Source organism: Corallococcus sp. RDP092CA (genome assembly GCF_041903675.1).
Lineage (GTDB): Bacteria > Myxococcota > Myxococcia > Myxococcales > Myxococcaceae > Corallococcus.
In genome coordinates this window covers 215,968-242,137 of sequence record NZ_JAYESI010000005.1, presented here as the reverse complement: position 1 = coordinate 242,137, position 26,170 = coordinate 215,968, and the positions used below count along the sequence as shown (strand labels likewise).

20 protein-coding genes are annotated in these 26,170 nt (G+C 71.9%); 12 read left to right on the top strand and 8 right to left on the bottom strand.

Annotated elements, in window-relative coordinates; translation table 11 throughout:
- Window positions 1–31: 31 nt before the first annotated feature.
- Window positions 32–1,093 carry a mannose-1-phosphate guanylyltransferase gene (locus tag U8525_RS08520; protein WP_374263550.1) on the bottom strand — a complete coding sequence of 354 codons (1,062 nt, stop codon included), beginning with the start codon at window positions 1,091–1,093 and terminating at the stop codon, window positions 32–34.
- A 181-nt stretch (window positions 1,094–1,274) separates the two neighbouring features.
- On the opposite strand from U8525_RS08520, the gene U8525_RS08515 reads away from it, so the two are divergent.
- From U8525_RS08515 to U8525_RS08485, 7 genes are all read left to right on the top strand, one after another.
- The gene (locus tag U8525_RS08515) at window positions 1,275–4,010 is read left to right on the top strand and encodes a GDSL-type esterase/lipase family protein (RefSeq protein ID WP_374263548.1); all 2,736 of its coding nucleotides are present in this window, start codon (window positions 1,275–1,277) and stop codon (window positions 4,008–4,010) included.
- 3 nt (window positions 4,011–4,013) lie between these two features.
- The gene (locus U8525_RS08510) at window positions 4,014–5,486 is read left to right on the top strand and encodes an MBOAT family protein (RefSeq protein WP_374263546.1); all 1,473 of its coding nucleotides are present in this window, start codon (window positions 4,014–4,016) and stop codon (window positions 5,484–5,486) included.
- A gap of 201 nt (window positions 5,487–5,687) precedes the next feature.
- Complete coding sequence (locus U8525_RS08505; RefSeq protein WP_374263544.1) at window positions 5,688–6,908, top strand: ATP-binding protein; 1,221 nt, start codon at window positions 5,688–5,690, stop codon at window positions 6,906–6,908.
- Entirely contained in the window at window positions 6,905–8,260 is a 1,356-nt protein-coding gene (locus tag U8525_RS08500; RefSeq protein ID WP_374263542.1) for a sigma-54-dependent transcriptional regulator, read from the top strand. The genes U8525_RS08505 and U8525_RS08500 overlap by 4 nt, the downstream gene beginning before the upstream one ends.
- A gap of 151 nt (window positions 8,261–8,411) precedes the next feature.
- Entirely contained in the window at window positions 8,412–10,856 is a 2,445-nt protein-coding gene (locus U8525_RS08495; RefSeq protein ID WP_374263540.1) for a hypothetical protein, read from the top strand.
- 42 nt (window positions 10,857–10,898) lie between these two features.
- The gene (locus tag U8525_RS08490) at window positions 10,899–11,453 is read left to right on the top strand and encodes a hypothetical protein (RefSeq protein WP_374263538.1); all 555 of its coding nucleotides are present in this window, start codon (window positions 10,899–10,901) and stop codon (window positions 11,451–11,453) included.
- Between the two features lie 147 nt (window positions 11,454–11,600).
- Complete coding sequence (locus U8525_RS08485) at window positions 11,601–12,845, top strand: YhcG family protein (protein ID WP_374263536.1); 1,245 nt, start codon at window positions 11,601–11,603, stop codon at window positions 12,843–12,845.
- Window positions 12,846–12,891: 46 nt separating this feature from the next.
- On the opposite strand, the gene U8525_RS08480 is transcribed toward U8525_RS08485, so the two are convergent.
- The 3 genes from U8525_RS08480 to U8525_RS08470 form a co-directional block, all read right to left on the bottom strand.
- Entirely contained in the window at window positions 12,892–13,812 is a 921-nt protein-coding gene (locus U8525_RS08480; RefSeq protein ID WP_374263534.1) for a methyltransferase, read from the bottom strand.
- 130 nt (window positions 13,813–13,942) lie between these two features.
- Window positions 13,943–14,566: a CoA pyrophosphatase gene (locus U8525_RS08475; RefSeq protein WP_374263532.1), complete on the bottom strand. Its 624-nt coding sequence runs from the start codon at window positions 14,564–14,566 to the stop codon at window positions 13,943–13,945.
- A 14-nt stretch (window positions 14,567–14,580) separates the two neighbouring features.
- Window positions 14,581–15,474 (bottom strand): undecaprenyl-diphosphate phosphatase, encoded by an 894-nt coding sequence (locus U8525_RS08470; RefSeq protein WP_374263530.1) that lies wholly within the window; start codon window positions 15,472–15,474, stop codon window positions 14,581–14,583.
- Between the two features lie 127 nt (window positions 15,475–15,601).
- Between U8525_RS08470 and U8525_RS08465 the strand changes: the two genes are divergently transcribed.
- Window positions 15,602–16,075 carry a YchJ family protein gene (locus U8525_RS08465; RefSeq protein ID WP_374263528.1) on the top strand — a complete coding sequence of 158 codons (474 nt, stop codon included), beginning with the start codon at window positions 15,602–15,604 and terminating at the stop codon, window positions 16,073–16,075.
- 195 nt (window positions 16,076–16,270) lie between these two features.
- Here U8525_RS08465 and U8525_RS08460 read toward each other — a convergent pair whose 3' ends face one another.
- Window positions 16,271–16,678, bottom strand: coding sequence for a type II secretion system protein GspG (locus U8525_RS08460; protein WP_374263526.1), 408 nt, complete (start codon window positions 16,676–16,678; stop codon window positions 16,271–16,273).
- A gap of 326 nt (window positions 16,679–17,004) precedes the next feature.
- Here U8525_RS08460 and U8525_RS08455 point away from each other — a divergent pair, with 326 nt between their 5' ends.
- From U8525_RS08455 to U8525_RS08445, 3 genes are read left to right on the top strand one after another with little or no spacing between them, the layout of a single operon-like run.
- Window positions 17,005–18,816: an Ig-like domain-containing protein gene (locus tag U8525_RS08455; RefSeq protein WP_374263524.1), complete on the top strand. Its 1,812-nt coding sequence runs from the start codon at window positions 17,005–17,007 to the stop codon at window positions 18,814–18,816.
- On the top strand, window positions 18,813–20,219 hold the full coding sequence (locus U8525_RS08450) for a hypothetical protein (protein WP_374263522.1): 1,407 nt from the start codon (window positions 18,813–18,815) through the stop codon (window positions 20,217–20,219). The genes U8525_RS08455 and U8525_RS08450 overlap by 4 nt, the downstream gene beginning before the upstream one ends.
- A gap of 9 nt (window positions 20,220–20,228) precedes the next feature.
- Window positions 20,229–21,680 carry a di-heme oxidoredictase family protein gene (locus U8525_RS08445; RefSeq protein WP_374263520.1) on the top strand — a complete coding sequence of 484 codons (1,452 nt, stop codon included), beginning with the start codon at window positions 20,229–20,231 and terminating at the stop codon, window positions 21,678–21,680.
- Between the two features lies 1 nt (window position 21,681).
- On the opposite strand, the gene U8525_RS08440 is transcribed toward U8525_RS08445, so the two are convergent.
- The 3 genes from U8525_RS08440 to metK form a co-directional block, all read right to left on the bottom strand.
- Window positions 21,682–22,932 carry a glycosyltransferase gene (locus U8525_RS08440; RefSeq protein ID WP_374263518.1) on the bottom strand — a complete coding sequence of 417 codons (1,251 nt, stop codon included), beginning with the start codon at window positions 22,930–22,932 and terminating at the stop codon, window positions 21,682–21,684.
- A 77-nt stretch (window positions 22,933–23,009) separates the two neighbouring features.
- Window positions 23,010–23,927: a methionyl-tRNA formyltransferase gene (locus tag U8525_RS08435; protein ID WP_374263516.1), complete on the bottom strand. Its 918-nt coding sequence runs from the start codon at window positions 23,925–23,927 to the stop codon at window positions 23,010–23,012.
- Between the two features lie 126 nt (window positions 23,928–24,053).
- The gene (gene metK / locus U8525_RS08430) at window positions 24,054–25,244 is read right to left on the bottom strand and encodes a methionine adenosyltransferase (RefSeq protein WP_374263513.1); all 1,191 of its coding nucleotides are present in this window, start codon (window positions 25,242–25,244) and stop codon (window positions 24,054–24,056) included.
- Between the two features lie 233 nt (window positions 25,245–25,477).
- Between metK and U8525_RS08425 the strand changes: the two genes are divergently transcribed.
- Window positions 25,478–26,074, top strand: a complete 597-nt coding sequence (locus tag U8525_RS08425) for an ABC transporter substrate-binding protein (protein WP_374263511.1) — start codon at window positions 25,478–25,480, stop codon at window positions 26,072–26,074.
- Window positions 26,075–26,170: the final 96 nt, after the last annotated feature.

Below are 26,170 nucleotides of genomic sequence, written 5' to 3'. Positions count from 1 at the left end.
GGTGAAACAGGCGCCGGGGTCGCCTCCGGGCCTACAGCAGCCGGGTGCGCTTCCGGGCCTTGAGGGCCTCGACGACCTTGCGGACGTCCTGGCTCTTGTCCTTGGGGACCACGAGCACGGCGTCACCGGAGTCCACCACCACCACGTCGTGCATGCCCACGACGGACAGCGTGCGCTTGTCGGCCAGCACCACGCAGTTCGTGCAGTCCACCAGCACCGCGTCGCCGGAGACGACGTTGCCCTGCGCGTCCGCGGGGCGCACCTCCGGGATGGCGGCGAAGGAGCCCACGTCGGACCAGCCGAAGTCGCCGTCCAGCACCGCGATGTTCTCCGCCTTCTCCATCACGCCGTAGTCGATGGAGATGGCGGGCAGCTTGGGGAACACGCGCTTGAGCACGGCGGGGAAGGTGCGCTTGCCCGCGGCCTTCTGGAGCGCCTCCAGGCCCTTCTGCATCTCCGGCATGTGCTTCTGGAAGGCCTCCAGCATCACGTCCGCGCGGAAGACGAAGATGCCGCCGTTCCACAGGTAGTCGCCGCCGGCCAGGTACGCCTGCGCCGTCTTCAGGTCGGGCTTCTCCTTGAACGCCTTCACGCGGCGGCCGCCGCCCTCCAGCGCGTCGCCGACCTGGATGTAGCCGTAGCCCGTCTCCGGGCGCGCGGGCTTGATGCCCAGCGTGACGATGTGGCCGCCCTCCGCGATGCGCGCGGCCTCCGCGAGCGCGCGCTGGAAGCCCTTCACGTCCGCCACGTGGTGATCCGACGGCAGCACCGCGAGCACGCCCTGGGGGTCGCGCGCGGCCACCTGGAGCGCGGCGAGCGCGATGGCGGGCGCGGTGTTGCGCGCCACGGGCTCCACCAGGAGGTTGCCCTTGGGCAGCCCCTTCACCAGCTTCGCGGCCGTCTTCGCGTGCACGGGGCCGCACACGATGAAGGTGTTCTTCACCGGGGCCAGGCCCTTGAGGCGCTGGGCGGTGTCGGTGAGCAGCGGCTGCTTGGAGGCCAGCGGGAGGAACTGCTTCGGACGGGCCTGGCGCGACAGCGGCCAGAAGCGGGTGCCGGAGCCTCCGGCCATGATGACGGGGTAGAGGGCCATATGCGGGTGCGAGCTCCTAGGGACGCGCCTGGCCTGGGGCCCCGGCGCGCACGGCGGCGCACCATAGCGCGTCGCGCCAGCGGCGGAAGGGGGCCCGGCCGCCTGCCCTCCGAGGGACAGGGCGCGACAATGTGGGCAGAGTTTTGACCCGCCCTCGAAAAGCCAGTCTCATGCCCCGGCGTTGAGCCTCAAGCCCACATCCACCGGATGGACGCTGGCCTTCACCGTGCTGCTGGCGGTGGGGTTGTCCCTGGCGCCATTGCCGGAGAAGTTTCGCCCCCTCCCCAGCCTCCGTCAGGAAGGTTCGCTCGGGCCCAAGCTGGCGGCGCTCGTGCTGCCCGCGTCCCTGCGCGGCGTGAAGGCGCCGCGCCCGCCCTCGGACACCCTGGCGCCGGACGCGCCCCCCGCGGCGCTCGCGGAGGCGGACGCCGCCGCCAACGACACGGATCCGCGGGCGGGCCCGCAGGTGGGCGAGGCCCCGGCCGTGCCCGGCATCGGCCTGGAGGAGCTGAGCGCCCCCACGCTGACGACCGCGCTGGAGCTGGAGGCGCTGCGCGAGCGCATGGGCGCGAAGCACGTAGACATCGAGCTCAACTGCCGCAAGGCGCGCGCGGACGGCTCGTGCGAAGAGGACGGCCTGGCGCCGTTCATAAAGGCGCTGGGGGACCTGCGCTCGGACGCGCGGCGCGCGCCGGTGCGGGTGGTGCACCTGGGCGACTCGCTGATCGCCTCCGACTACATCACGGACGTGGTGCGCGACCGGCTCCAGGAGCGCTTCGGCTCGGGCGGTCCGGGCTTCCTCTACGTCCACCGGCTGGCGAGCGCCGGCCGCGCCACGCGCGCGGGCACGGCGAGCACGGACGGCTGGAAGATGGAGCGGCTGGTGGACACGCACTGGCCCAGGGACCGCGTGGGCTGGACGGGCGTGGCCTTCTCCACGAGCGGCCCGGCGCAGACCACGCGCTACTCGGTGGAGGGCGCGCGCGAGGCGGAGCTGTTCTTCCTGGCCCAGCCGGCCAACGGCTCCGTGCAGGTGGCGGTGGACGGCAAGAACACGCAGCGCATCCAGACGCGCGCGTTCGGCTCCAAGGCGGAGGCCGCCTTCGCGCGGCTGAGGCTGCCGGAGGGCGCGAAGACGCTGACGCTCACCGCGAGCGGCAAGACGGAGCTGCACGGCGTGGCGGTGGAGTCGGGCACGCCGGGCATCGTCTACGACACGGTGGGCCTGCTGGGCGGCATGGCGGAGGTGTACCTGCGCGCGCAGCCCCAGGCGTTCCGCGCGCAGCTCAAGCACCGCAAGCCGTCGCTGGTGGTGCTGATGGTGGGCGGCAACGAGGCGTTCTTCCTCTCGCGCGAGCGCACCACGCTGGGCGAGGTCCGCTCGCAGATGAAGGAGCTGGTGTCGCGCGTGCGCACGGCGGTGCCGGACGCGGCGTGCCTGGTGATGTCGCCCATCGACGCGGGCGTGCGCACGCTGAGCGGCGAGCTGATCACCCGCCGGCACTCGGCGGAGGTGGCGGAGGTGTTCCGCGAGGAGGCGCGCGCGGGCGGCTGCGCCTTCTACGACACGCTGGCGGCGATGGGCGGCGAGGGCTCCGCGCTCAAGTGGCTGGAGTCCGGCCTGATGCTGGAGGACCTGGTGCACCCGCGCGTGCGCGGCTCCAACCTGCTGGGCCACCTGTTCGACCTGGCGCTGCAGCGCGCCTTCGCGCGCACGCACCCGCCGCGCGTGCCGGGCGCGGACCCCACCGGGCTGCAGAACGCGGCCCCGGCGCTGCGACGCACGTTCGAGGCGCTGGCCCGCCGCGCGGCCGGCGCGAGGCTGCGCGTGGGCATCGCGCAGCTGGGCGCGTCCCACACGGCGGCGCACTTCTTCTCCGATACGGTCCGCGACGCGCTGACGAAGCGCTTCGGCGACGCGGGCCGGGGCTTCATCGCGGCGGGCAGGCCGTCCCCCCGGCTGGAGGCGGCGCACGTGACGCGCACGCTGGACGGCCCGTGGACGGTGGAGGACGCGAAGACCACGCCCGGCGGCATCTGGGGGCTCACGGGCATCCGCGCGGTGGGAGCGCCCGGCGCGAGCCTGGGCATCTCCTTCTGCGAAGGCTGCGCCGAGGACAAGGACCGCGAGGGCCGGCTGGACCTGTACGCGCTGGACGCGCCCGGGGCCGCGGCGCCTGAAATCACGGTGGACGGCGAGGAGGTCCCGCCGGAAGCGCCGCCGCCCGAGCCGCTGACGCGGCCCACGGTGCGCATCCGCTCGTTCCCGGTGACGGGCGTGGCGCACTCGGTCCAGGTGAAGGTGCCGGAGGGGGGCGGGAGCGCGACGGTGCTGGGCGCGTCGCTGGAGTACGACACGCCGGGGCTGGTGTACGATGCGCTGGGGCTGCCCGGGGCCACGGCCTTCACGGCGCGGGACATGGATGCGCCCGCGATGGACGCGCAGCTCACCGCGCGCCGGCCGGACCTGCTGGTGTTCTGGTACGGCACCAACGAGGCGGAGCTGCCGGGGCTGGACGCGAACGGGCTGCGCCAGGACTACGCGGCGCTGATCGCGCGCATGCGCAAGGCGACGGGCGCGGAGTGCCTGGTCATCGGGTCCACGGACCGGCTCCAGCGGGACGCGAGCGGGCGGTGGGACGAGGCGCCTTCGCTGGGGAAGGTGCTGAACACGCTGCCGCAGGTGGCGCGGGATGCCGGGTGTGCGTACTGGTCCGCGCGCGCGGCGATGGGCGGAGAGCGCTCCATGCAGCGCTGGCAGCGGCAGCCGGTGCCGCTGGGCCACGCGGACGGCGTGCACCTGACGCCGCAGGGGTACGCGGTGCTGGCGAACGCGTTCGTGAAGGACCTGATGGCGGCGTACGAGTCCACGAAGAAGGGCGGCGAGCCGACGGCCTCCGCCGCGGGAGCGCCCTGAGCCGTGCTGTCCCACAGCCTCCAGTACGTCGTCTTCGTCATCGCGGTGTTCGCGCTCTACTGGGCGGTGCACCGGTACTACTGGCCTCGGATGGCGGTGCTGCTGTTGGGCAGCCTGCTGGTCTACGTGTCGTTCCTCCAGGTGCCGCTGAGCGCGTTCGTGGGCGGGATGCCGCCGGGCGAGCTGGTCGTGAAGCTGGTGCCGCTGTTCATCTTCCTGGCCGGCGTGACGGTGGACCACCTGCTGGTGAAGGGGATGGGCCGCACGGAGCGGCCCGGCGTGCGCAAGCTGCTGGTGGTGCTGTCCATCGTCTCCAACCTGGGGCTGCTGGCGGGCTTCAAGTACCTGGAGCTGCTGCGCAAGACGGCGGCGTCGCTGCTGGGGCCGTGGGGCGTGGAGGTGCGGCCGGAGCCCTTCCACCTGCTGTTGCCGGTGGGCCTGTCGTTCTTCGTCTTCCAGGCCATCAGCTACACGGTGGACGTCTACAAGGGGAAGGCGAGCGCCGAGCACTCGTTCGTGGAGCACCTGCTCTACATGCTGTTCTTCCCGCGCGTGGTGAGCGGTCCGATTGTCCGCGCGTCGGAGCTGATGGCGCACTTCCGCGAGGTGCCCGCGCTGTCGTCGGAGGATGGGAACAAGGCGCTGTTCCGCATCGCGGTGGGGCTGGTGAAGAAGCTGGTCATCGCGGACGTGCTGGGCAGCGGCATCGTGGATCCGGTGTTCGGCACTCCGCACGCGTACTCGTCGGCGGAGTGCGCGGTGGCGGCGGTCGCGTACACGCTGGAGCTGTACTACGACTTCTCGGGGTACTCGGACATCGCGATCGGCGTGGCGTCGCTGTTCGGGTTCAAGTTCCCGGAGAACTTCGCGCGGCCGTACCTGGCGAAGAACCTGTTCGAGTTCTGGAACCGCTGGCACATGAGCCTGTCGTCGTGGCTGCGGGACTACCTGTACATCCCGCTGGGCGGCAACCGGCGGTCGAAGCCGCGGGTGTGCTTCAACCTGATGATGGTGATGGTGCTGGGCGGCCTGTGGCACGGGGCGGACTGGCGCTTCGCGGTGTGGGGCGGCGTGCACGGCGTGGCGCTGTGCGCGGTGCGGTGCTGGTGGTGGTTCAAGGGCAAGGAGAAGGAGCCGGGCCCGGTGCGCGTGGCGTTCGGGATGCTGGCCACGTTCACGGTGGTGGTGTTGACGCGCGTGGTGTTCCGCGCGCCGGACATGGCGCACGCGGGTGAGTTCTACGCGCGGATGCTGTCGGGCATCCCGGGCCTGGCGAACGTGGGGCCGCTGGTGTGGAGCATGCTGGCCATCGCCGTGCTTGCGCACGCGCTGCCGATGAAGCTCTACGACACGGCGGCGCTGGCGTTCCTCAAGATGCCCGCGCCCGCGAGGGCCGTGGTGCTGGTGCTGCTGGGCCTGGGCATCCGCCAGCTGTCCACGCTGGAGACCCGGCCGTACGTGTATCTACAGTTCTGAGGACGTGCTTCCGTCAGGGCATGTGCGGATACCGCGCCAACACCTTGCCCTCGGGTGAGACGGCGTACAGCTCGAACACGCCGAACCCGAGCACGGCGTGGGGTCTCAGCAGGGGCGTCTCCTCAACGTGGCGCCTTGAACCATCCACCACCTCGGCCTCCCCAGGAACTCCAGCCGCGGTGGGTATATGAACGGCACACCATGCGCCGTGCTTCACCCCCGCCTCCGTTCCGCTTCCGCCGGCGACTGCTGGCGGTCATGCTGCTCGCGGGTCTCATCCCGCTGGCGTTGCTGGGCGCCCTCGCGCAGGGCGTGCTGGAGCGCGTGCTCTCCATCTCCATCACTCCGGTGGAGGCCGTGCTCGACAATGTCTCCGATGAGCTGACCCGCCGGGGCCTGCCTCCGGACGCGCTCGACGAGGCGCGGCTGAACCTGGCGCAGGCGGAGCTGGCGCGGCGAGCCCTGGTGCGCCGCGTGCCCGTGTTCATCGCCGGGGTGGGCGCGATCGCCGCCGTCGTGCTGGCGGTGTCCGCCGTGCTCCTGGGCCGCGTCCTCACGCGCCCCATGGCCACGCTGCTGGACGGCATGCGGGCCTACTCCCGAGGCGACCTGTCCGTCCGCCTCCCCGTCCCCGAGCCCGCTCGCGATGAGCTCCAGTTCCTCCTGGGCCAGTTCAACCGCATGGGCCAGGAGCTGCAGGAGCAGCGCGAACACCTCAAGGCCGCCGAGCAGATCGCCGCGTGGCAGGACGTGGCGCGGGCGCTCGCCCACGAGCTGAAGAACCCCCTGACCGCAATGAGGCTGTCGCTCGCGCGTCTGTCTCCGCAGGATGCCGGCGCCCCACCCGACCCCACACGCCTCGCCGAAGCCGTGGCGCTCCTCCAGGAGGAGGTGGACCTGCTCATGCGCATGACCCAGAGCTTCTCCACCTTCGCGCGCCTGCCCGCTCCCCGCTTCCAGGATGTCGCGCTGCGCCCACTGCTCGCGGAGGTGTGCGCGCTGTACGCGGGCACGTCCCCCGTCCCCGTGGTGCTGGACCCCGGCGAGGAGGTGTCACTGCGCGCGGACCCCGACGGCCTGCGCCGACTCTTCGGCAACCTGGTGAAGAACGCCACCGAGGCCTCTCCCCCCCACGCCCCACCCGTCCACGTGGCGCTGCACGCCACGGAAGATGGCCGCGTGCACGTCACCGTGAGCGACGGCGGCAGCGGGGTCCCTGGCGTGCTGGAGGGCCCCGTCCTCACCCGAGGCCTGTTCAGCACCAAGCCCGGCGGCAGCGGGCTGGGCCTGCCCATCGCGCAGAAGATCGCCCACGAGCACGGCGGGACCTTGCGACTGGAACCGGGCGCGCAGGGGGGCACCCGGGCGCAGGTGGTGCTGCCGCGAACCCCCTCCTCCGACGCTTCCCAGGTGGCCGCATGAAGACCGGAGCCCGCATCCTCCTCGTCGACGACGACCCCGGTGTGCTGAGGGCCGTGCGGGGACTGCTGCAAGACGGAGGCTTCTCGACTGTCGAAGCCCGCTCCACGGCGGAGGCCGCGCGCCTGCTCGAAGCGCCGGACGCGCCGCCCGCGCTGATGCTGCTGGACCTGCGCATGCCGGGAGAGACCGGGCTGGAGCTGCTCGCGCGCCTGCCGAAGCCGCTGCCCGTGCCGGTGGTGGTGCTGTCCGGTGAGGCGTCCCCTTCCGAAGCGGTGCAGGCCCTGAAGCTGGGCGCCACGGACTTCGTGGAGAAGCCGCCCTCCCCCGAGCGGCTCCTCACGGCGCTCCACAACGCGCTGGCGCTGGGCGCCCTGCGCGAGGAGCGCGAGCGGCTGCTGGACGCGCTGGCCCAGCCAGGGCACCTGGTGGGCGACAGCCCGGCCATGGAGTCCCTGCGCCAGCTCATCGCGCGCGTGGGCCCCAGCGAGACGGCGGTGCTGATCACCGGCGAGACGGGCACCGGCAAGGAGCGCGTGGCGCAGGCGCTGCACAAGGCCTCGGGGCGCAAGGGCCGCCTGGTGGCGGTCAACTGCGCGGCCATCCCCGCGACGCTGCTGGAGAGCGAGCTGTTCGGCCACGAGCGAGGCGCGTTCTCCGGCGCGGTGGCCCGGCGCGCGGGCCGCTTCGAGCAGGCGCAGGGGGGCACGCTGTTCCTGGACGAGCTGGGAGACATGCCGCTGGAGCTCCAGGCCAAGCTGCTGCGCGTCCTGGAGACACGTCAGGTCGAGCGCCTGGGCGGCACGCTGCCAGTGCCCGTGGACGTCCGCATCCTGGCGGCCACGCACCAGGACCTGGGCCGGGCGGTGAAGGAGGGCCGCTTCCGCCAGGACCTCTTCTTCCGGCTCAACGTGCTGCCGCTGCACCTGCCGCCGCTGCGCGAGCGCCCCGAGGACTTGCTGCCCCTCGCGCGCGTCTTCGCCGCGGAGCTCGCGGGACCCCGGACGCCGCTCGTGCTCGCGCCGGGAGCGGAGGCCGCGCTCCGCGCCTATCCATGGCCCGGGAACGTGCGCGAGCTGCGCAACGTCATCGAACGGCTGAACCTGCTGCGAGGCGACGGTCCGTTGGAGCTGGGACCGGACGCGGTGGCGGCCCCCACGGGCGCGGTGCCCGCGCCGCGCAAGGCGCTGGGGGACAAGAGCTACCGCGAGCACGTGGAGGACTTCGAGCGAGACCTCATCCGCGCGGCGCTCCGGGAAGGCGAGAGCATCGCCGGGGCCGCGCGCCTCCTGCAGGTGGATCGCGGCAACCTCTACCGGCGCATCAAGGCCCTGGGCCTGCCCGTCGCCTCGTGAGCCGCGGAAGCGAGGCCCGGTGATGTCACGGCCACAACCGCCCGACACATCCGGATGTGTCCATGACATCGACCCGCCAGCTCACCCTTCGTCGTTCCGGGCACTTGCCGTGAGGCCCCACCTGGAACGGACCATGCTCCCGCCGCCCTTCATGAACCGTCTCGCACTGGCGCTCTGCTTCGTTTCGCTCGCGGCCCTGGGCCAACCGGCACCGGATGCCGGCACCTCCGCCGTGGACACTCCCGCTCATCCCGCACCGGATGACAGCCGCTCCTCCACGCCCGCGGTCGGTGACGCGCCTCGCACCCCGCAAGAAGGGAGCGCTTCCAACGCGTCGTCCGCCGCCGACACGCGGCCTCCTCCAGCGGAAGGCGAAGCCGCTTCGGAGGACTCCAGCGACTCGACGTGCCCGGACCCCTTCACCGAGGACGAGGGCGACCTCTCGGACTCCACGGTGCTTGGGGCCTTGCAGGTCGAGGTCGACGGCCAGGGGCTCACCCCCACGGGCCTGGAGCTTCGCGGGCTCCAGCGGCTCACGGACGCGCGGGTCCGCAAGCTCGTGGGCGCACCTTCCGCGGAGGACTCGCGCCCCCTGACGGCCACGGCCATCCAGACCCTGCTGCACCGCCTGGCGCGCACCGGCCTCTTCGCCCGCGTGGAGCCCCGCGTCCGCGTCACCGACTCCGGCCCGGCGCTGCTCGAAGTGACGCTGGAGGAGAACCCCACGATCACGTCGCTGGAGATCGCAGGCCTCCAGGACCTCCGGCCCGAGGAGCTGTGGGGCCCGCTGTTCGAGCGCCCCTCGCATCACCTCGACGCGGACGATGACGAGGACGTCACCACCCTGCGCATCCACAAGCGCCGCGGGACGTGGCGGGTCGTCAGCCCATGCCCGCCACCTCGCCCTCCCAAGCGGTGGCTGGCGCGACGGGAGGCTGGGGCCTTCCGCCCCGGCATCCTGCTGGGTGGCCTGGACGCCGCGCTCGGGCGCGTCCTCAAGGCCCTCCGCGAGGACGACGGCTATCTGCTGGCCACGGTGTCCGCCACGCTGTCGCCCGATGGCCGCCTGGTCGTGACGGTGGACGAGGGCCGGCTGGAGTCCGTGGAGGTGCGAGGCGTCGACGACGCGATGGCGGTGCGCGTGCGAGACGCCCTGGGCCTGGAGCCCGGTGACGTCTTCCTCCGCAGCGATGCCCGCCGCGCCCTGGAGCGGCTGGAGTCACGGCTGCCCTTCCTGCGGACCGTGGACAGCGAGGACCTCCAGGACGAGCGCACGCGCGTGCGCATCGTCGAGGAGCGCGAGCCTGACGGCACCCGGCGCTACCGCACGCAGGAGGAAGCGAAGCGCGGGTCGCGGCGCCACGAGCGCGTGGAGTTCGAGCTGGGCTGGAGCCGGATGTTCCACGGGTGGGGCGACCTCGGGAGCGACGGCTTCACGCTGGAGGGGAACCGGCTGATCGTGCACGTGCGCCCGCGTCCTCCGGACCTGGACGTGGACCTGTTGCCCGTGCACACGCAGGTGACGGGCTTCGCCCCGGGGCTCTCGGCGAGCCTGCGCTTCTTCGACTCCCGGGACCGGGTGCACACGACGCTGGAGGGCGCCTTCTTCATTCCCCTGCGGCTGGGGGGACAGCGCCTGCCGGACGACCCGGAAGGCACGCGCCGCCAGCGCCGCGTCAACCTGCTGGGCGGCGCCAAGGTGCAGCTGCCCGCGCTGGGCATCGAGGAGCTCGGCGCGCAGGTGCACGACTTCATCGACACGCTGGACCGCTGGCGGATGGGGGACTTCGACTCGTACCTCTACTCGTTCCTCATCAACCGGCCGGACCGGGACTACTTCCGCCGCCAGGGCTTCACGGCCTTCGCCACCTGGCGCTGGGCCCGGTCGTGGCTCGCGGGCGTGGAGGTGCGCGGCGACACGATGCGCTCGCTCCAGTCGTTCACGCCGCCGCTCAGCCTCTTCCGCGACGACGACCCGCCGTTCCCGAACGCGCCGGTGAACGAGGGGCGCTTCCGCTCGGCGGTGGTGCGGCTGGAGTACAGCGCGGCGGCGGAGCGCGGCACGCGCGTGGGCTCGCTCTTCCGCACGCCGGAGACGACCCTCTTCGAGCGCCACACGAACAAGAAGCGCGAGCCCGCGCTGCGCGGCTTCGTGACGATGGAGGTCGGCGAGGGCCCCGGAGCGGACGGAGCGGAGACCCGCTTCTGGAAGCTGGTGGGCGACGTCGCCATGGACCTGCCGATGAACTGGCACACGGGCCTGAGCCTGCGCCTGCGGGCCGCGACGGGCCACGACCTGCCGCTCCAGAAGCAGGAGGCGCTGGGCGGCTGGACCGCGCTGCGAGGCTTTGGCTTCAAGGAGCTGCGGGGCGGTGACAGCTCGGTGCTCGCGAGCGCCGAGTACCGCTGGCACGGCCTGGGCATCTTCGCGGACCTGGGCTCCGTGCACGCCGCGTCCGCGTGGGCGGATCCGCGGCTGGGCATGGGCGCCAGCTTCCACTTCGGTGACAGCGTGCGCCTCGACGCGGCGTGGCGCATCGACGACCGGATCCGGCTCACGCCCGAAGCGCGCCTGCTGTTCAACCGGACCTTCTGAGCCATGGGAAGGCACGGCACACAGGGCAGGCGTGGCGCGGCGATGGTCGTCGCGGCGTGCCTGCTCGCGTCGACAGCGAGGGCGGAGGAGTCCTCCGCCGCCTGCACCGCGACGCTCTCGGGGAGGCGCGTGATGGTCCGGCCGGAGGCGCGCGCCTTCATCTCGCCGGAGCTGGACAGGCTGGTGCGGCTGGGGCTCGCGGGGAAGCTGGAGGTGGAGCTGACGCTCTGGAGGCGACGGGCCTTCTGGTTCGACGCGCACCTGGACAGCGCGCGGGTGACGCAGGTGCTCGCGTTCACCCGCGACGGCTACCTGCTGGACGGGCGCGAGCTGCCCGGGGGCGTGGACACGCTGGAGCTGGAGCGCGTGGCGTGGACGCTGGAGGCGAAGCCCGAAGCGGATGAGCACTTCGTGGTGCAGGTGGAGGTGCGGCTCCAGGTGGTGACCGCCGCCAGCCTGGGGCGCATGGCGCGCTGGCTCACCCAGGGAGAGGCGTCCTCCTCCGGCACGCCGGTCCTGGGAAGCCTGCTGCGCTCCGTGGCGGAAGACCTCGCACGCCAGGCCTCCGCCCGCTGCGACGTGGGCCGTCAGCCCTGAGCGGGCACGCCATCATTTCCGGCACGTCCGTCATGCAGTACCGTCCCATGGATTGACGTGCTCCCATGAAATGCCCGGCGCGGACGGCGTTCTCCTGAAACCCATGGCCGAGGCCCTCGCCCCGATAGGCGAGCCCCAGGGAGGACCATGACCTCACGGACGAAGTCCGGTCGCCACCAGCGCACGAGCACGCCTCGCACGCAGACGGGTTCAGAGAAGGCACTGTCATCAGCACCTGCCGCGCTCAACCGCACCCCCTCGGGTTACGCGGCATGGCTCGCCGACGTGAAGGCTCGCATCCACACCGCGCGGCAACGTGCGACCCTGGCTGTGAACCGCGAGCTTCTCGCGCTCTACTGGCGGATTGGCCGTGACATCCTCGTCCGTCAGCGGCGAGCCGGTTGGGGGGCAGGCATCGTGGGGCGCGTCTCCACGGACTTGCGCGCCGCATTCCCGGAGATGAAGGGCTTTTCCCGCGCGAACCTGATGTACATGCGGGCTTTCGCGGAGGCCTGGCCGGACGAGGCTGCAATTGTCCAACAGCCTGTTGGACAATTGCCTTGGGGGCACAACCTGGTCCTGCTCACCCGGCTCAGGTCCGCCCAGGAGCGCCTCGCGTATGCCGCGCGCTCCATTGAGCATGGCTGGTCACGTGCAGCCCTTGCACTGCACATCGAACAACGCACGCTTGAGCGCGAAGGCAAGGCCGTCACCAATTTCGCGGAGCGATTGCCCGAACCGCGGTCGGATCTGGCGCGCGAGAGCCTGAAGGATCCATACCGCTTCGATTTCCTCACGCTCAGCGCTGAGGCAAGTGAACGGGAGCTTGAGGACGCCCTCGTCACCCACATCTCGCGCTTCCTGCTCGAGCTTGGCGCAGGCTTCGCGTATGTCGGTCGCCAGGTCCATCTGGAAGTCGATGGTCGGGATTTCTACCTCGACCTGCTCTTCTACCACCTGCGACTCCGCTGCTACGTCGTCGTCGAACTCAAAGCGCGTGAGTTCGAACCTGAGCATGCGGGCAAGCTCAACTTCTACCTGAGCGCGGTCGACGCGAAGATGCGCGGCGAGCACGACGGACCGAGCATCGGCATCCTCCTCTGCAAGACCAAGAGCCGCGTCATCGCCGAGTACGCCCTGCGCGACACGAACAAGCCGATGGGGGTGGCCGAATATCAGCTCGTGCAAGCCTTGCCGGTGCGTCTCGAAAGCAGCCTCCCGAGTATCGAACAGCTCGAATCCGAACTGGGTGAGCCATCCGGACCTGGAATCCACCACGACGTGCGTGATGAATCTCCGCGTCGCCGCCTCGCCAGGGCCATCACGGGGCCACGTCATCCCAAGAAGGTTCCGCCAGGGAAGCCGTCGCGCCGCTTGAAGCGGAGGAGCTGATGAGCCCAGGGGCCGCGACAGCTCCGTGAAAGCTCGCGTTCCCGCCTCACCCCCGCAGCGCCATCAGCGCCACCAGCGCGATGCGCTCCACGCCCGCGTACGGCGGCTTCTCCAACTCCTCGCCGAACACGTCCGGGTCCAGCTCCTCGTAGCGCACCTCCATGAACGGCGCGCCCCGCCACACGGGCTCCAGCGCGCTGCGCAGGAGGTCCTCACCCTCCACCACCGGCGCGCCCGTGTAGAGCACCAGCGTGCCGCCCGGCTCCAGGCGCTCCACGGCCTCACGCACGATGCGCACCGACAGCTCCGTGCCGTGCGTGCCGCCACCATCGCGGTACGTGCGCCCGTCCGCGTCCGCCAGGTACGGCGGATTCGCCATGATCAAATCGAACCGGCCGGACACGTCCCGCAGCAGGTCCGAGTGCACCACCTGGACGCCCTGCGCGCCGTTCAGCCTCGCGTTCACCCGCGAGAACACCAGCGCCTCCGGATTCAAGTCCGCGAGCACGACCTCCGTGCTCCTCGCCGCCACCGAAAGGCCGCCTGCCCCCGAGCCACACCCCAGGTCCACCGCGCGCTGGAAACTGCCCGGCACCCGCTGGAGCAACGCGCAGAACCGGTAGGTGTCCGGCCCGAAGAACACCGCGTCCCTGTCCGACGTGGGCCACGCCGAATGCACATACAGCCCCGGCCCCAGGCTGGAGAACCGCACCCGGCTCCGGTGCGTCCCGTCCCCGCAATCCACCAGCGCGCCCGACGCCTCCAGCAACTCCACCATCCGGGGCTCCAGCACGCCCGGCCCGAAGGGGCGACTCCACCCGAACACGTCCCGGACCGAATGCGCCACCTTCGCCTCCGGCCGCGCGTTCACCCGCCGGTGCGTCTCCGGCGTCACCGTCGTGAAGGCATACCCCGAGGCACGCAGGAGCTCGCCCAGCGCCACCAGCGCGGCCTCCCTCACCTCCATGGCTCCGTGCCCATCACCACCATCCACGTCGCGTCCCTTCGTAGGGTCTGCCCCTCAACGTGGGACCTCCCCTCGGAGGCGACAAGGCATCCTCCCGCCCGGCCCGTCCGACTGCCCGGGCCCCCGAGGCTCAGCGCCCGGCAGGCGAGGGAGCGTCCAGGAGCCCCTGGACGCCCGGCACCTCCACCACGAACTGCAGGAAGTTGCGCAGGATGCGCCCCGTGGCCCCCCAGATGACGTGCTCCCCGTGCGTGTAGAAGTGCACGTCGTGCTCGATCCCCTCCCACAGGTGCCGCTCCACGCGGAGGATGGAGGGGTCCAGCAGGCGCGCCAGCGGCACCTCCAACACCAGGTCCACCTCCATCGGGTTGGGCACGTACCTCCCATCTCCCGGGATGACCCCCACGTAGGGGCGGATGCGGTACGCGGACGTGGTGGGCGTCTCATCCAGCAGGCCCAGCACGCGCACGTGGGCGCGCGAGATGCCCAGCTCCTCCTCCGTCTCGCGCAGCGCCGTCTCCAGCGGCGTGACGTCCCGCGCCTCCTGGCCGCCGCCCGGGTACGCATACTGCCCCGCGTGCGTGCGCAGGGTGGCGGGCCGCCGGGTGAAGACCATGTGGGGCACGCCGTCCCGCTCGAACAGGGGCACCAGCACCGCGGCCTCCCGCAGCGCCCGGCCCTTCCACTCGAAGGTCTGCGCGGGCCTGGCCGTCAGCCGCGTCTCCAGCGCATCGAACAGGGCCTGCACACGCACGACCTCTCCCTCCCTCAATCCGTGATCTGCTTCTCCACCGGCGGCTTCGTCGGGGCCTCCGGCGTCGCCAGGTTCTCCACGCCGGACATCGGCTTGAGGATGTTCGCCTGCAACAGCCCCAGGAGCAGCAACCCCAGCGCGATGCGGTACACCACGAACACCAAGGTGGTGCGCCGCTTCAAGAAGCTCAACAGCCACGCGATGGCCGCCATGCCCGACAGGAAGGCCACCAGCGTCCCCACCACCAGCGCCATTGTCGACGGACGCTCCGTGGCCTCCAGCAGGTGCTTCAGCTCGAAGATGCCCGCCAGCGTCGTCGCCGGGATGGACAGCAGGAACGAGTAGCGCGCCGCGTCCTCGCGCTTGAGCCCCAGCGACAGGCCGCCCGTGAGCGTCGTGCCGGAGCGCGACGAGCCCGGCACCAGCGCCAGCGCCTGCCACAGGCCGATGAGGATGCCGTCCTTCCACGTCATGTCCGCCACGGTGCGCTGGTGCGACGCGCGCCTCTCCACGACGAACAGCACCACCGCCAGCACGATGAGGCTGCCCGCGATGATGTAGAGCGACCGGAACTGCGTCTCGATGAGCTTCTTGAACGCCAGCCCGCAGATGCCGATGGGCAGCGTGCCCACGCCCACGAACCACGCGAGCCGCGCCTCCAGCGTGCCGAACGGGTCCCGCTTCACCAGGCCCACGACGAACGCCTTCACCAGCGCGACGATGTCCTTGCGGAAGTAGATGAGCACCGCGGCCACCGTGCCCAGTTGGATGATGGCCGAGTACGCCGCGCCCGGGTCCGGCCAGCCGAACAGCTCCGGCGCGATGCGCAGGTGCGCGGTGGAGCTGATGGGCAGGAACTCCGTGAGACCCTGGACCAGACCCAGGACGATGGCTTCGAGCAGGCTCATAAGGGGGCGTGGCCGCCAGGGATATGCCCTGCCCCCCTGCCCCGCAAGGGCGAAGGTTCCCCAGGCCCCCGCCCGGGTCCGCCACCCGACCGTCCACACCGGGAACCCGGGTAGGCTGGGCCCCGCCATGCCCCCCGCCCCCCTGTGTCCCTGCTCCTCCGGCCAGCGCTACAAGCAGTGCTGCGCCCCCTTCCACAAAGGCGAGGCGGAGCCGCCCGACGCCGAGCGCCTCATGCGCAGCCGCTACAGCGCCTTCGCCCTGCGCGACGCCGCCTACCTCTGGAAGACGCTCCACCCCCACCACCCGCTGAAGGCCCGTCCAGAAGCGGACGCCCTGCGCGAGCTGCGCGACTCCGCCCAGTCCCACCAGTACCCGGGGCTGGTGGTGCTGGGTCACCAGCCCCCGGACGCGTCGGGGCTCGCCCGCGTCCTCTTCTTCGCCAAGGTGTTCGAGAAGGGAAAGGACCGGTCCTTCGTGGAGCGCTCGGACTTCCGCCACGACGGCGCTGGCTGGCGCTACCTGGACGGCGTCCTCAAGCTGCCGCGCGAGCTGAAGGTCCCGCCGGAGTCCCTCACGCTCGACACCTTCCCCACGGACTGACGGCGCGGCCGCGAAGATTCCCCGTCAGGAGTTTCGCGGCGCCCGCGTCCCTGGGCGTGCTGCCCGGCCGGAGAGGCCCTACACGCACCGGATAAGCTCCACCCACATGGGGCTCGCGGTTCGAACCCGCCTTGGCCTGATACGCCACCCAATCGCGGCTTCTCCACTCGGGCAGCACCCTTTTTCCTCCTCGCGTCACTCCCGGGACCGCGCGTCCCGGTCGAGTGACGAGAGGTCCCGCTCATCTCCGTCGCCGCCCGGTGCGCCGTCCGCGCCCAGTGACACGAGGGCCGGCACGCCCCGGTCCAGCGTGTACACGGAGTCATGGCCCCACGGGTCGCGGGGCAGCTCCGGGAGGATGCGCTCCTCCACCAGCGCGCGCAGCCGCGCGGAGGTGTCCGGCATCCGGCCCTGCTTCATCGCGTACAGCTGGAGCGCCTGGCCCAGCGAGCGGAAGTCCAGCCCCACCCGCTGCCGCTTCGCCTGACCGAACTGCTCCAGCACCGTCACGCCCACGGCGGCGGCGATGAGCCCCAGGATGGTGACGACGACCATGATCTCCAACAGCGTCATGCCACGCTGACGTCGCTGCTTCGTGTCCATGTCTGTCTTTCCGACACGCCGGCGGCACGGGCCGCGGACGGCGTGTCCCTCACGCTGGAGCCAGGGATGAAAGCCACCTCGAAAGCCCCCATGTCTGTCTTTCTGGCGAGGACGTCGCGGGCGATGCGCCACCGTGTCGTGCCAACCCGCGCACCGCACGCGGTGAAGGGGCACGCGGACGGCAAGTGCGATCGCCGCCCCCACCCCACCCCCCTTGCGCGTGAGGCGCCTGCCGCGATACACGCCCGCATCGAATCGACTTTGCGAATCAATATCAACTTAGTCAGCCGAAGCGGAAATCCGTGAACGGCCAGCGAGGCAGGTCCATGCGAGGACACAAGGCGATGCGGAGTGCGTGGGTGGCGGCGCTGCTGCTGCTGGGCGCGTGCGGTGACGATGACCCGACGCCCCGGCCCTCGGACAACACGGATGCGGGCGTGGACGCGGGCACGCACGCCGCGGCCCCCACGGTGTCCTTCACCTCTCCCACCGAGGGCGCCCAGTTGGAGGCGAGCCCGGTGCAGGTGCAGGCGGTGGTGCACGCGGAGGGCGGGCTGGCGACGCTGACGGCGACGCACAACGGCGGCGGCGCCACGGACGTCCCCGTCACGCCGGGCCAGACGGAGCAGGCGGTGACGGTGCCCGTGGACGCGGTGGCGGGTGGGAACACCCTCCTCCTGCGCGTCACGGACGCGGCGGGCCAGACCGCCGAGGCGACGCTGCACTTCACCTACGTGGCGCCCACCGTCGACACGCAGGCCCCGACGCTGGCGCTCACCAGCCCCACCGAGGGCCAGGACCTCACCGTGTACCAGGTGCGCGTCACGGGTCAGGCCACGGACAACGTCGCCGTGACGAGCCTCACCTGGCAGCTCAACGGCGGCGCGGAGGAGGCCGTCACCGCGACGCCGGACGCGCAGGGGGCCTTCGCCTTCACGCTCACGCCCGGGCGCGGCGACAACACGCTCGTGCTGCGGGCGCGCGACGAGGCGGGCAACACGACCGAGCAGCAGGCCCACTTCCGCTTCGGCCGGTGGGTGAGCGGCGGCGGCTCGCACTCGGCGCTCCTGCGCGACGGGAAGGTGTACGTCTGGGGGAACAACAACCTGGGGCAGCTCGGCGTGGGCCAGCCCGGGCCGGAGCTGGGCTACTCCCCCTCGCCGCTGCTGCTGACGGGGCTGCCCGCCGTGAGCGCGGTGGCGTTCGGACAGAACAGCTCGCTCGTGGTCGGCATGGACGGCACGGTGTGGACGTGGGGTGACAACAAGAACGCGCAGCTGGGCCTGGGCGTCCCCGGCTCCAGCACGCAGGACACCGCGACGCGCTGGGCGCCGGAGCGCGTGCCGTCGCTGACGGACGCGGTGACGGCGGTCCGGGGCTTCTCGCACGCGCTGGTGCTCGCGGAGGACCGGACGGTGTGGGCCTTCGGCGCCAACAACGCGGGGCAGCTCGGCGACGGCTCGGCGCAGGCCGCCTCCGACGTGCCGGTGAAGGTGGTGGACCTGACGGACGTCGTCCAGGTGGCCGCGGGCTCGGAGCACTCCGTGGCGCTGCGCGCGGATGGCACGGTGTGGACGTGGGGCCGCAACAGCTCCGGCAACCTGGGCCTGGGGACCAAGGACAGCGACTCGCACGCGCGGCCCGCGCAGGTGCCGGGGCTGACGGACGTGGTGGACATCGCGGCGGGCAAGGACCACACGCTGGCGCTGCGCGCGAATGGCAGCGTGGTCGCCTGGGGTCTGGGCCTCAATGGCCAGCTGGGCCAGGGGCTGAGCGGCGCGGATGGCACCAGCGCCGTGCCGGTGGCGGTGCTGAACCTCACCAACGCCACGGCGGTGGTGGCCAACGGCACCATCAGCTTCGCGCTCCGCGCGGACGGCACCGTGGTGGGCTGGGGCCAGAACTCCACCGGCTCGCTGGGCACGGGCGACAAGGTGTCGCTCACGTCGCCCTCGACGCCCGTGGTGGGCCTCACGAACGTGAAGACGTTCGGCGCGGGCGCGCTCCACGCGGTGAGCATCCGGAGCGACGGCTCCATCTACGGCTGGGGCTGGAACTTCAAGGGCAGCGTGGGCGGAGGCCCCGCCGCGAAGGAGTCGTGGGCGTACTCGGAGCCCATCCAGGTGACGCTGCCGTGAAGAAGGCCGCGCTCCTGCTGCTGGCGCTCTGCGCGTGCGGCGAGTCCTCTCCTGGAGAGGACCCCGCCGTCACGCCGCCCGACACCGAGGCCCCGGTGCTGCGCATCGACGCGCCCGCGCCGGGCCAGCGGCTGGGGGTGAGCCGCCTGCGCCTGGCGGGGGACGTGGGAGACGCCACCCGGGTGCAGGTGTGGCTGGATGACGGAGGCTCGCGGACGCTGTCCGTCGCGGGCTCCACGCTGGCCATGGAGCTGCTCGTGCCACCGGGCGCGCACGTGCTGCACGTGTCCGCCACGGATGCCGCGGGCAACACGGCGACGCAGGACGTGCCCTTCTCCGCGGGGCCGGAGCTGGGCGCGGGCCTCAGCCACACGGGCGTGCTGCACCACGGGCGCTTCGCGTCGTGGGGCGACAACGGGTCCGGCCAGCGCTGCGACGTGACGCCGGACGAGCGCGCCCTCCCGGCGCTGGCGCTCGAGGACCAGCGCCCCATCGGCACCGTGTCCGCCATGGACACGACCGCGTGGCTCGACTCGGACGGGCGCGCGTGGCTGTGCGGCGCGCTGGCGTCCCAGCTCGACGCAGGGGGCGCGGTGGCGGGCAGCGCGCACCGGGTCGAAGGCGTGAAGAACGTGGTGGGCGTGGCGCTGGGCACGGGGCACGCGCTGCTGCTCGACGCGAGCGGCCAGGTCTGGGCCTTCGGCGTCAACGCGCGCGGCCAGCTGGGCCTGGGCGAGGAGGGCGCCGCGGTGACGGAGCCCACCGCCGTGCCGGACCTCACCGACGTGGTGCAGGTGGTCGCGGGCAGCGAACACTCCGCGGCGCTGCACCGCGACGGCACCGTGTCCGTGTGGGGCTACAACCGGGACGGGGTGCTGGGCACGGGCGAGACGGAGGCGCGCGTGCAGGCCGCTCCCGAGCGCGTGCCCCACCTGGAGCAGGTGGAGCAGCTGGCCTCCGGGCGCAGCCACCTGCTCGCGCTGCTGGCGGACGGGACCGTGCGCGCGTGGGGCACGGGGACGTCCGGGCAGCTGGGCCACGGGGACGCGGGCTTCGGCGGTGGCCGCGCGCAGCCCACGCCCGTGCTGGAGCTCACGGGGGCCACGGCGGTGGTGGCCGCGAACAACTCCAGCTGGGCCCTGCGCGGTGACGGCACGGCCTGGGCGTGGGGCCTCAACACCACGGGCCAGTTGGGCGTGGGAGACACGAGCCAGCGCGTCAAGCCCGCGCGCGTGGCCACGGACCTGCCCGTCGTGGAGCTCGGCGCGGGAGCCCAGCACGCGCTGGCCCGCGCGCGCGACGAAAGTGTGCTCATCTGGGGCAGCAACCTCAGCGGGCAGCTGGGGCTGGGGGAAGGCGCGCCGTCGTATGTGTCCACGCCCCGCCCCGTGACCCTGCCGTAGACACACATCATGCGCTTCGGAATCACGCTCCCCGCGAGCCTCCTCGCCCTGCTGCTCGCGTCCTGCGGCGGGGGCACGCCCTCGCCGTCGCCGGGTGACCCGCCCAGCGACACGCCGGAGGAGGTGCCGCTGGAGGTCGCGCCGCTCGACCCGGACGAGCCGCGCTCCGGTGGCGACACCACGGTGTTCCACGCCGGCCCCGAAGCGTTCGTGCAGCCCCTGGCCAACATCACGGTGGAGTGCAGGTCGCGCTTCCTCCTGGGCGAGGCCAACTTCGAGGTGGACTGGGTCCCCGCGCCCGCGAGCCAGCGCGACCGCGACGGCCTGGGCCCGCTCTTCCACGCCACCTCGTGCCTCGCCTGCCACGTCGCCAACGGCCGGGGCGCGCCCGTCACCGGCAACACGAAGGCGCCCGCGTCCCTGCTCGTGCGCCTCTCCGTGCCCGGCGCGGGCCCGCACGGTGAGCCCATGCCGGAGCCCACCTACGGCGACCAGTTCCAGCCCCGCGCCATCGAGGGTGTCCCCGCCGAAGGCCAGGTGCAGGTGACCTACGCGTCCCTGGCCCCCATGCCCCTCCAGGGCGAGGCCAGCGTGACGCTCCAGTCGCCGCGCTATGCGCTGGTGGACCTGGGCTATGGCCCGCTCGCGCCCGACGTGCGCCTGTCCCCGCGCATCGCGCAGCCCATGGTGGGCCTGGGCCTGCTGTCGGCCATCCCGGACGCGACGCTGCTCGCCTGGGCCGACCCCGACGACCGCGATGGCGACGGCATCCGGGGCCGCCCCAACCGCGTCTGGAACGCGAGGGAGGGCCGAGAGGTGCTCGGCCGCTTCGGCTGGAAGGCCAACCAGCCGGACCTGGAGCACCAGGCCGCGGGCGCGCTGCTGGGCGACATGGGCCTCACCTCCGCGCTGTTCCCCCAGCCTCCGTGCACCGCCGCGCAGTCGCAGTGCCTGAAGGGGGCCACGGGCGGCGAGCCCGAGGTGGACGCCGCCAACCTCGCCTCCCTCTCCGACTACTCGCACCTCATCGCCGTGCCCGCGCGACGGGGCGCGGACCGCGAGGACGTGCGCACGGGCAAGGCCGCGTTCCTGCGCGCGGGCTGCGACCGCTGCCACCGCCCCACGACCACCACGGGCGAGCTGCCCGGCTTCCCGGAGCTGTCGAACCAGCGCATCTGGCCGTACACGGACCTGCTGCTGCACGACCTGGGCGAAGCGCTCGCGGACGGGCGCCCGGACCACCAGGCCACCGGCACCGAGTGGCGCACCCCGCCCCTCTGGGGCCTGGGGCTCACCGCCACCGTGAACGGCCACACGCGCCTGCTCCACGACGGCCGCGCGCGCTCCGTGCTGGAGGCCATCCTCTGGCACGGCGGCGAGGCGAAGGCCTCACGCGAGGCCGTGCAGCGCATGTCCCCCAGGGAGCGCGCCGCGCTGCTCACGTTCCTGGACTCGCTCTGACTCACGTCGTCAGGTGCGGCAGGGGACGCAGGTGGTAGCGGGCCTCGAACGCGCTGAAGAGGTCCAGGTACTGCTCCAGGTAGCGCGTGAGCAGGAAGCGGCGGCGCACCGTCTCGTGCGCGTGGTGCCCCAGCTGGTGGCGCAGCTTCGGGTTGCGCAGCAACTGCACGATGCGCTGCGCGCACTGGTCCACCGAGTCCACCAGGAAGCCGTTGTGCCCGTCCTCGATCTGGTGCCGGATGCCGCCCACGTTCCCTCCGATGACGGGCGTGCCCTTCCACATCGCCTCCGCCACCGTGAGCCCGAAGCCCTCGCGCAGCGACTTCTGCACCACCACCGCCGCGCGGCGCTGGAGCGCGTTCACCAGCGCCGTGTCCTCGCGGCTGAGGATGATGAGCCGCTCGTCCCGGTGCCGCGTCACCTGCTCGTAGACCCGCTGCCCCTCCGGGTCGTCCGACGCCATGTTGCCCATCAGCACCAACGTGCACGGCACCTCCTCGCGGGCGATGCGCCACGCGGCCACCACGCCCTCGGGGTCCTTCCAATGGTCGAAGCGTGACACCTGCACCACCAGCGGCAGGTCCGTGGGGATGTGGTGGTGCCGCAGCCGCTCTTCAATCTCCGCCTCGCTCATCTCCCGGTTCTTGATGGAGAACGGATCGATGGCCGGCATGAAGAACAGCTGCGGGATGGACAGCTCGCGCTCGTACTCCGGGATGCTCAGCACCGTCGCGTCGTACTGCTCCACGAACGGCTTGAGGTACGCCCACAGCGAAGGCTCCGGATTCGACAGGTCCACGTGGCAGCGCCAGATCCACGGCCCGCGCTTGCGGCTGTGCCGCACGATGGGCAGCGGCTGCGGGTCGTGGATGACGACCCGGTCGTGGTCCAGCCGGTTGCGCACCGCGTTCTCGTAGACGACCTCCTCGTAGATGGTCGCCTTCAGCTGCGTCAGGTGGATGTCCGCGCCCTGCAGCGCGTTGTGCATCTTCTTCGTGATGTTGAAGAAGTCCGGCGGCCCCTGGATGGCCCGCCACTCCGTGGCCATGCCCACGCTGTTCATCAGCAGCGTCAGCGGCGACAGCAGCTCCGCCACCCCGCCGCCGTAGTACGTGGAGTTGACGTGCGCGACCCGCAGGTCCTGCAGCGGGCGCGCCTTCTCCAGGATGCGCTCCACCACCTCCGCGCCCACGTAGCGCTCGTAGTGCTCGACCTGGACCAGGGGGTACGGGTCTTCCAGTGGCTTCGCCATGCCCTTGTGTGTGTGTCCGCCCGAGGGCAGGCGCCAGCCGCGCCCCCCACCCCGCCCGCCCGGCTGTCCGCTACCGCTCAGGGCTCTTCCGGCGTGTGCGACACCACCCAGAGCGGCGCGTCCCCGCATTGCACCAGGAGCTCATCCCCCTGCCGGGCCAGGAGCGTGCCCGGCGCCGCGTGGAGGTCCTCGCCCCGCCAGGCCCGCGTGCGCCGCACCCGCAGCCAGCGGCCTTGCAGCCGGGCCCTCGCGTCCTCCCCTCCCTCCCGCCAGCCGGCGAAGCGGCACGCACGCACCTTCAGGTGCACGGCGCGCGCGCTGTCACGCCAGTCGATGTCCCGGTACGCCACCTCGAAGAAGGGCGCGAAGGTGGCGTCCGCCTCCACCTGCCGCTCCCCCGGGTCCCCACGCGCCACGCGCTCCACCACCTGGGGCAGCAGCCGGCGCGACGCGAGCATCAGCCTCTCGAAGACGACCTCCTCCGTGTCCTCGTCCCGGACCGGGAACGTCCCCCGCGCGAGCACGGGCCCGGTGTCGAAGCTCGCGTCCATGCGGTGGAAGGTGAGCCCCAGCTCGCGAGCGTCCTCGCGCAGCGCCCACCCCAGCGGGCAGGGCCCCCGGTAGCGCGGCAGGAGGGACGGGTGCACGTTCACCGCCCCCAGCCGCGGCAGCGCCAGCGCCTCCGGCGGCAGCCGCCACGGGAAGAAGAAGCACAGCAGGAGGTCCGGCCTCAGCGCCGCCAGGCGGGGCGTCAGGTGCGCCCGCTCCCCCAGCAGGAGCACGTCCAGCGACGGCGGCGCGGCCTCGAAGAGCCGCCCCAGCTCCGCCCACCGCTCCAGGTCCGGCGGACGCAGGCCCCGGACGCCCGCCGGCACCACCAGCCCCACCACCTCGTGCCCCTGGGCCCTCAGCGCCAACGTGAAGTCGTGCGCCACCGCGGGGGCCACGGTGAGCAGCACGATGCGCCAGCCAGACGCGGCACCCGGAGTCGGCATGCCCGTGTCCTAACAATTCACCCGCCGTGTGCGCTCGCCCACCGCACGCGCCCCGCCCGGAAATGAAAACGCGCTCGCCCCGGGACGGGACGAGCGCGCGAACTTCCAGGGAACGGCGCGGGTGCGTCAGACCGCCTTCAGGCGGGGCGTGCGCGCCTTGGGGGCGGGGGAGGAGGCCGCCTCACGGAGCGCGTCCTTCTTGTCCGTGCGCTCCCAGGTGAACTCCTTCTCCGAGCGGCCGAAGTGACCGTAGGCGGCCGTCTTCTGGTAGATGGGCCGCAGCAGGTCCAGGTGCTCCGTGATCTCGCGCGGGCGCAGGCCGAACACCTGGCGCACGGCGCGGGCGATCTGCTCTTCCGGCACGCTGGACGTGCCGAAGGTCTCCACCATCACGCTGACAGGCTCCGCCACGCCGATGGCGTAGGACACCTGCACCTCGCAACGGCTGGCCAGGCCCGCCGCCACGACGTTCTTCGCGATGTAGCGGCCCATGTACGCGGCCGAGCGGTCCACCTTGGACGGGTCCTTGCCGCTGAACGCGCCGCCACCGTGACGGCCCATGCCGCCGTAGGTGTCCACGATGATCTTCCGGCCCGTGAGGCCCGAGTCGCCCATGGGGCCGCCGATGACGAAGCGGCCCGTGGGGTTGATGAAGAACTTGGTCTTGTTGTCGATGAGCTTCTTCGGCAGGACCTTCAGGATGACGTCCTCGCGGATGGCCTCCTGGATCTTCTTGTTGGAGACGTCATCCGAGTGCTGCGTGGACAGCACCACCGCGTCGATGCGCAGCGGCTTGCCGTCCTTGTACTCCACCGTGACCTGGCTCTTGCCGTCCGGGCGGATCCACGGGTGGTTCTTGCGGCGCACCTCCGCCAGGCGGCGGGTGAGCTGGTGCGCGTAGTGGATGGGCGCGGGCATCAGCTCCGGCGTCTCGTCGCACGCGAAGCCGAACATCATGCCCTGGTCGCCGGCGCCCTGGTCCTTCTTGTTGTCCACGCCCCGGGCGATGTCCTGGCTCTGGCCCTCGATGGCCACCATGACGCCGCACGTGTGGCCGTCATAGCCCATGGAGCTGTCCGTGTAGCCGATGCGCGTGATGGTCGAGCGGACGATCTTCGGGATGTCCACGTAACAATTCGTCGTCACCTCGCCCGCGACGATGGCGAGGCCCGTCTTCACGAGCGTCTCCACGGCGACGCGCGCCTGCGGATCCTTGGCGATGATGGCATCGAGCACACCGTCGGAGATCTGGTCGGCGATCTTGTCCGGGTGGCCCTCGGTGACGGATTCAGACGTGAACAGGAAGTCGGTAGGCATGTCTTCTCGGGCTTCGCGCTTATTCGGTGACGCAGCGCAGGGGGCGGACACTAAACGTGCGGTCCCAGCAGAGTCAAACCTGCCGAGACAGGGGATTATTCGGTGGGAGCGCCCTTCGGGCAGGCGGCCCCGACGTGCAGGGTATGGCCGCCCGCCAGATGAATTTAATGGTTCGCGCGGCGTTCCCCTGGGCTACAGGACCCGCGCCCTTCTTCTGGAGGTCACCGACCCATATGAACGCCATCGCCCGCCTTCGCACCCTTCCCTTCCTGGTTGCCCTCACCTTCGCCGCGCCCGCGCTCGCCGCGCCCAAGGCTTCCGAAGCCGTCACCAAGCCGGTGAAGACCGTGGTGCAGTCCGTGCGCTACGAGAAGGACCTCAAGGCCCTGGAGAACCTGGGCAGCGACCAGCAGGGGCTGTTCCTGCTGGGCGACGAGTGGACCAAGGCCACGGACGCCCAGCGCAAGGAGTTCACCCAGCTCTTCCAGAGCCTGTTCGCGAAGATCGCCTTCCCCAAGGTGCGCGAGAACTTCAAGAACCTGGACTCCATCACCTACGACGAGCCGCAGGTGACGGGCGACAAGGCGCTCGTGGGCTCCACCATCTTCATCAACCACCCGCTGAAGAAGCAGGAGATGAAGCTGAAGTACGCCGTGGAGAAGGTGGGCAGCAGCTGGAAGGTCGTGGACGTGTCCGTGCTCGGCGACTCCATGCTCACCGGCATCCGCGATGATCAGGTCCGCCCCCTCTTCAAGGAGGGCGGCTGGGACGCGCTGCTCGGCGCCATGCGGAAGAAGAACGACGAGCTCGGTTCGGTGAAGCTGAAGTAATCCAGCCACCCCGCGCCCAGGCAGCCAGGCAGCCAGGCCCTCGCCGTCCCTTCAGGTTCCGGGGGAGGCGCGGGCCGGGTAGGCTCGGGCGCTCCC

What these genes read in the sequence shown, in the direction of transcription:
- U8525_RS08480 (WP_374263534.1), bottom strand. Translation starts at nt 13,812, where the DNA reads ATGGAGGTGAGGGAGGCCGCGCTGGTGGCGCTGGGCGAGCTCCTGCGT.
- U8525_RS08485 (WP_374263536.1), top strand. Translation starts at nt 11,601, where the DNA reads ATGACCTCACGGACGAAGTCCGGTCGCCACCAGCGCACGAGCACGCCT.
- U8525_RS08500 (WP_374263542.1), top strand. Translation starts at nt 6,905, where the DNA reads ATGAAGACCGGAGCCCGCATCCTCCTCGTCGACGACGACCCCGGTGTG.
- U8525_RS08520 (WP_374263550.1), bottom strand. Translation starts at nt 1,093, where the DNA reads ATGGCCCTCTACCCCGTCATCATGGCCGGAGGCTCCGGCACCCGCTTC.
- U8525_RS08425 (WP_374263511.1), top strand. Translation starts at nt 25,478, where the DNA reads ATGAACGCCATCGCCCGCCTTCGCACCCTTCCCTTCCTGGTTGCCCTC.
- U8525_RS08435 (WP_374263516.1), bottom strand. Translation starts at nt 23,927, where the DNA reads ATGCCGACTCCGGGTGCCGCGTCTGGCTGGCGCATCGTGCTGCTCACC.
- U8525_RS08505 (WP_374263544.1), top strand. Translation starts at nt 5,688, where the DNA reads ATGCGCCGTGCTTCACCCCCGCCTCCGTTCCGCTTCCGCCGGCGACTG.
- metK (WP_374263513.1), bottom strand. Translation starts at nt 25,244, where the DNA reads ATGCCTACCGACTTCCTGTTCACGTCTGAATCCGTCACCGAGGGCCAC.
- U8525_RS08455 (WP_374263524.1), top strand. Translation starts at nt 17,005, where the DNA reads ATGCGAGGACACAAGGCGATGCGGAGTGCGTGGGTGGCGGCGCTGCTG.
- U8525_RS08490 (WP_374263538.1), top strand. Translation starts at nt 10,899, where the DNA reads ATGGTCGTCGCGGCGTGCCTGCTCGCGTCGACAGCGAGGGCGGAGGAG.
- U8525_RS08445 (WP_374263520.1), top strand. Translation starts at nt 20,229, where the DNA reads ATGCGCTTCGGAATCACGCTCCCCGCGAGCCTCCTCGCCCTGCTGCTC.
- U8525_RS08465 (WP_374263528.1), top strand. Translation starts at nt 15,602, where the DNA reads ATGCCCCCCGCCCCCCTGTGTCCCTGCTCCTCCGGCCAGCGCTACAAG.
- U8525_RS08495 (WP_374263540.1), top strand. Translation starts at nt 8,412, where the DNA reads ATGAACCGTCTCGCACTGGCGCTCTGCTTCGTTTCGCTCGCGGCCCTG.
- U8525_RS08470 (WP_374263530.1), bottom strand. Translation starts at nt 15,474, where the DNA reads ATGAGCCTGCTCGAAGCCATCGTCCTGGGTCTGGTCCAGGGTCTCACG.
- U8525_RS08460 (WP_374263526.1), bottom strand. Translation starts at nt 16,678, where the DNA reads ATGGACACGAAGCAGCGACGTCAGCGTGGCATGACGCTGTTGGAGATC.
- U8525_RS08440 (WP_374263518.1), bottom strand. Translation starts at nt 22,932, where the DNA reads ATGGCGAAGCCACTGGAAGACCCGTACCCCCTGGTCCAGGTCGAGCAC.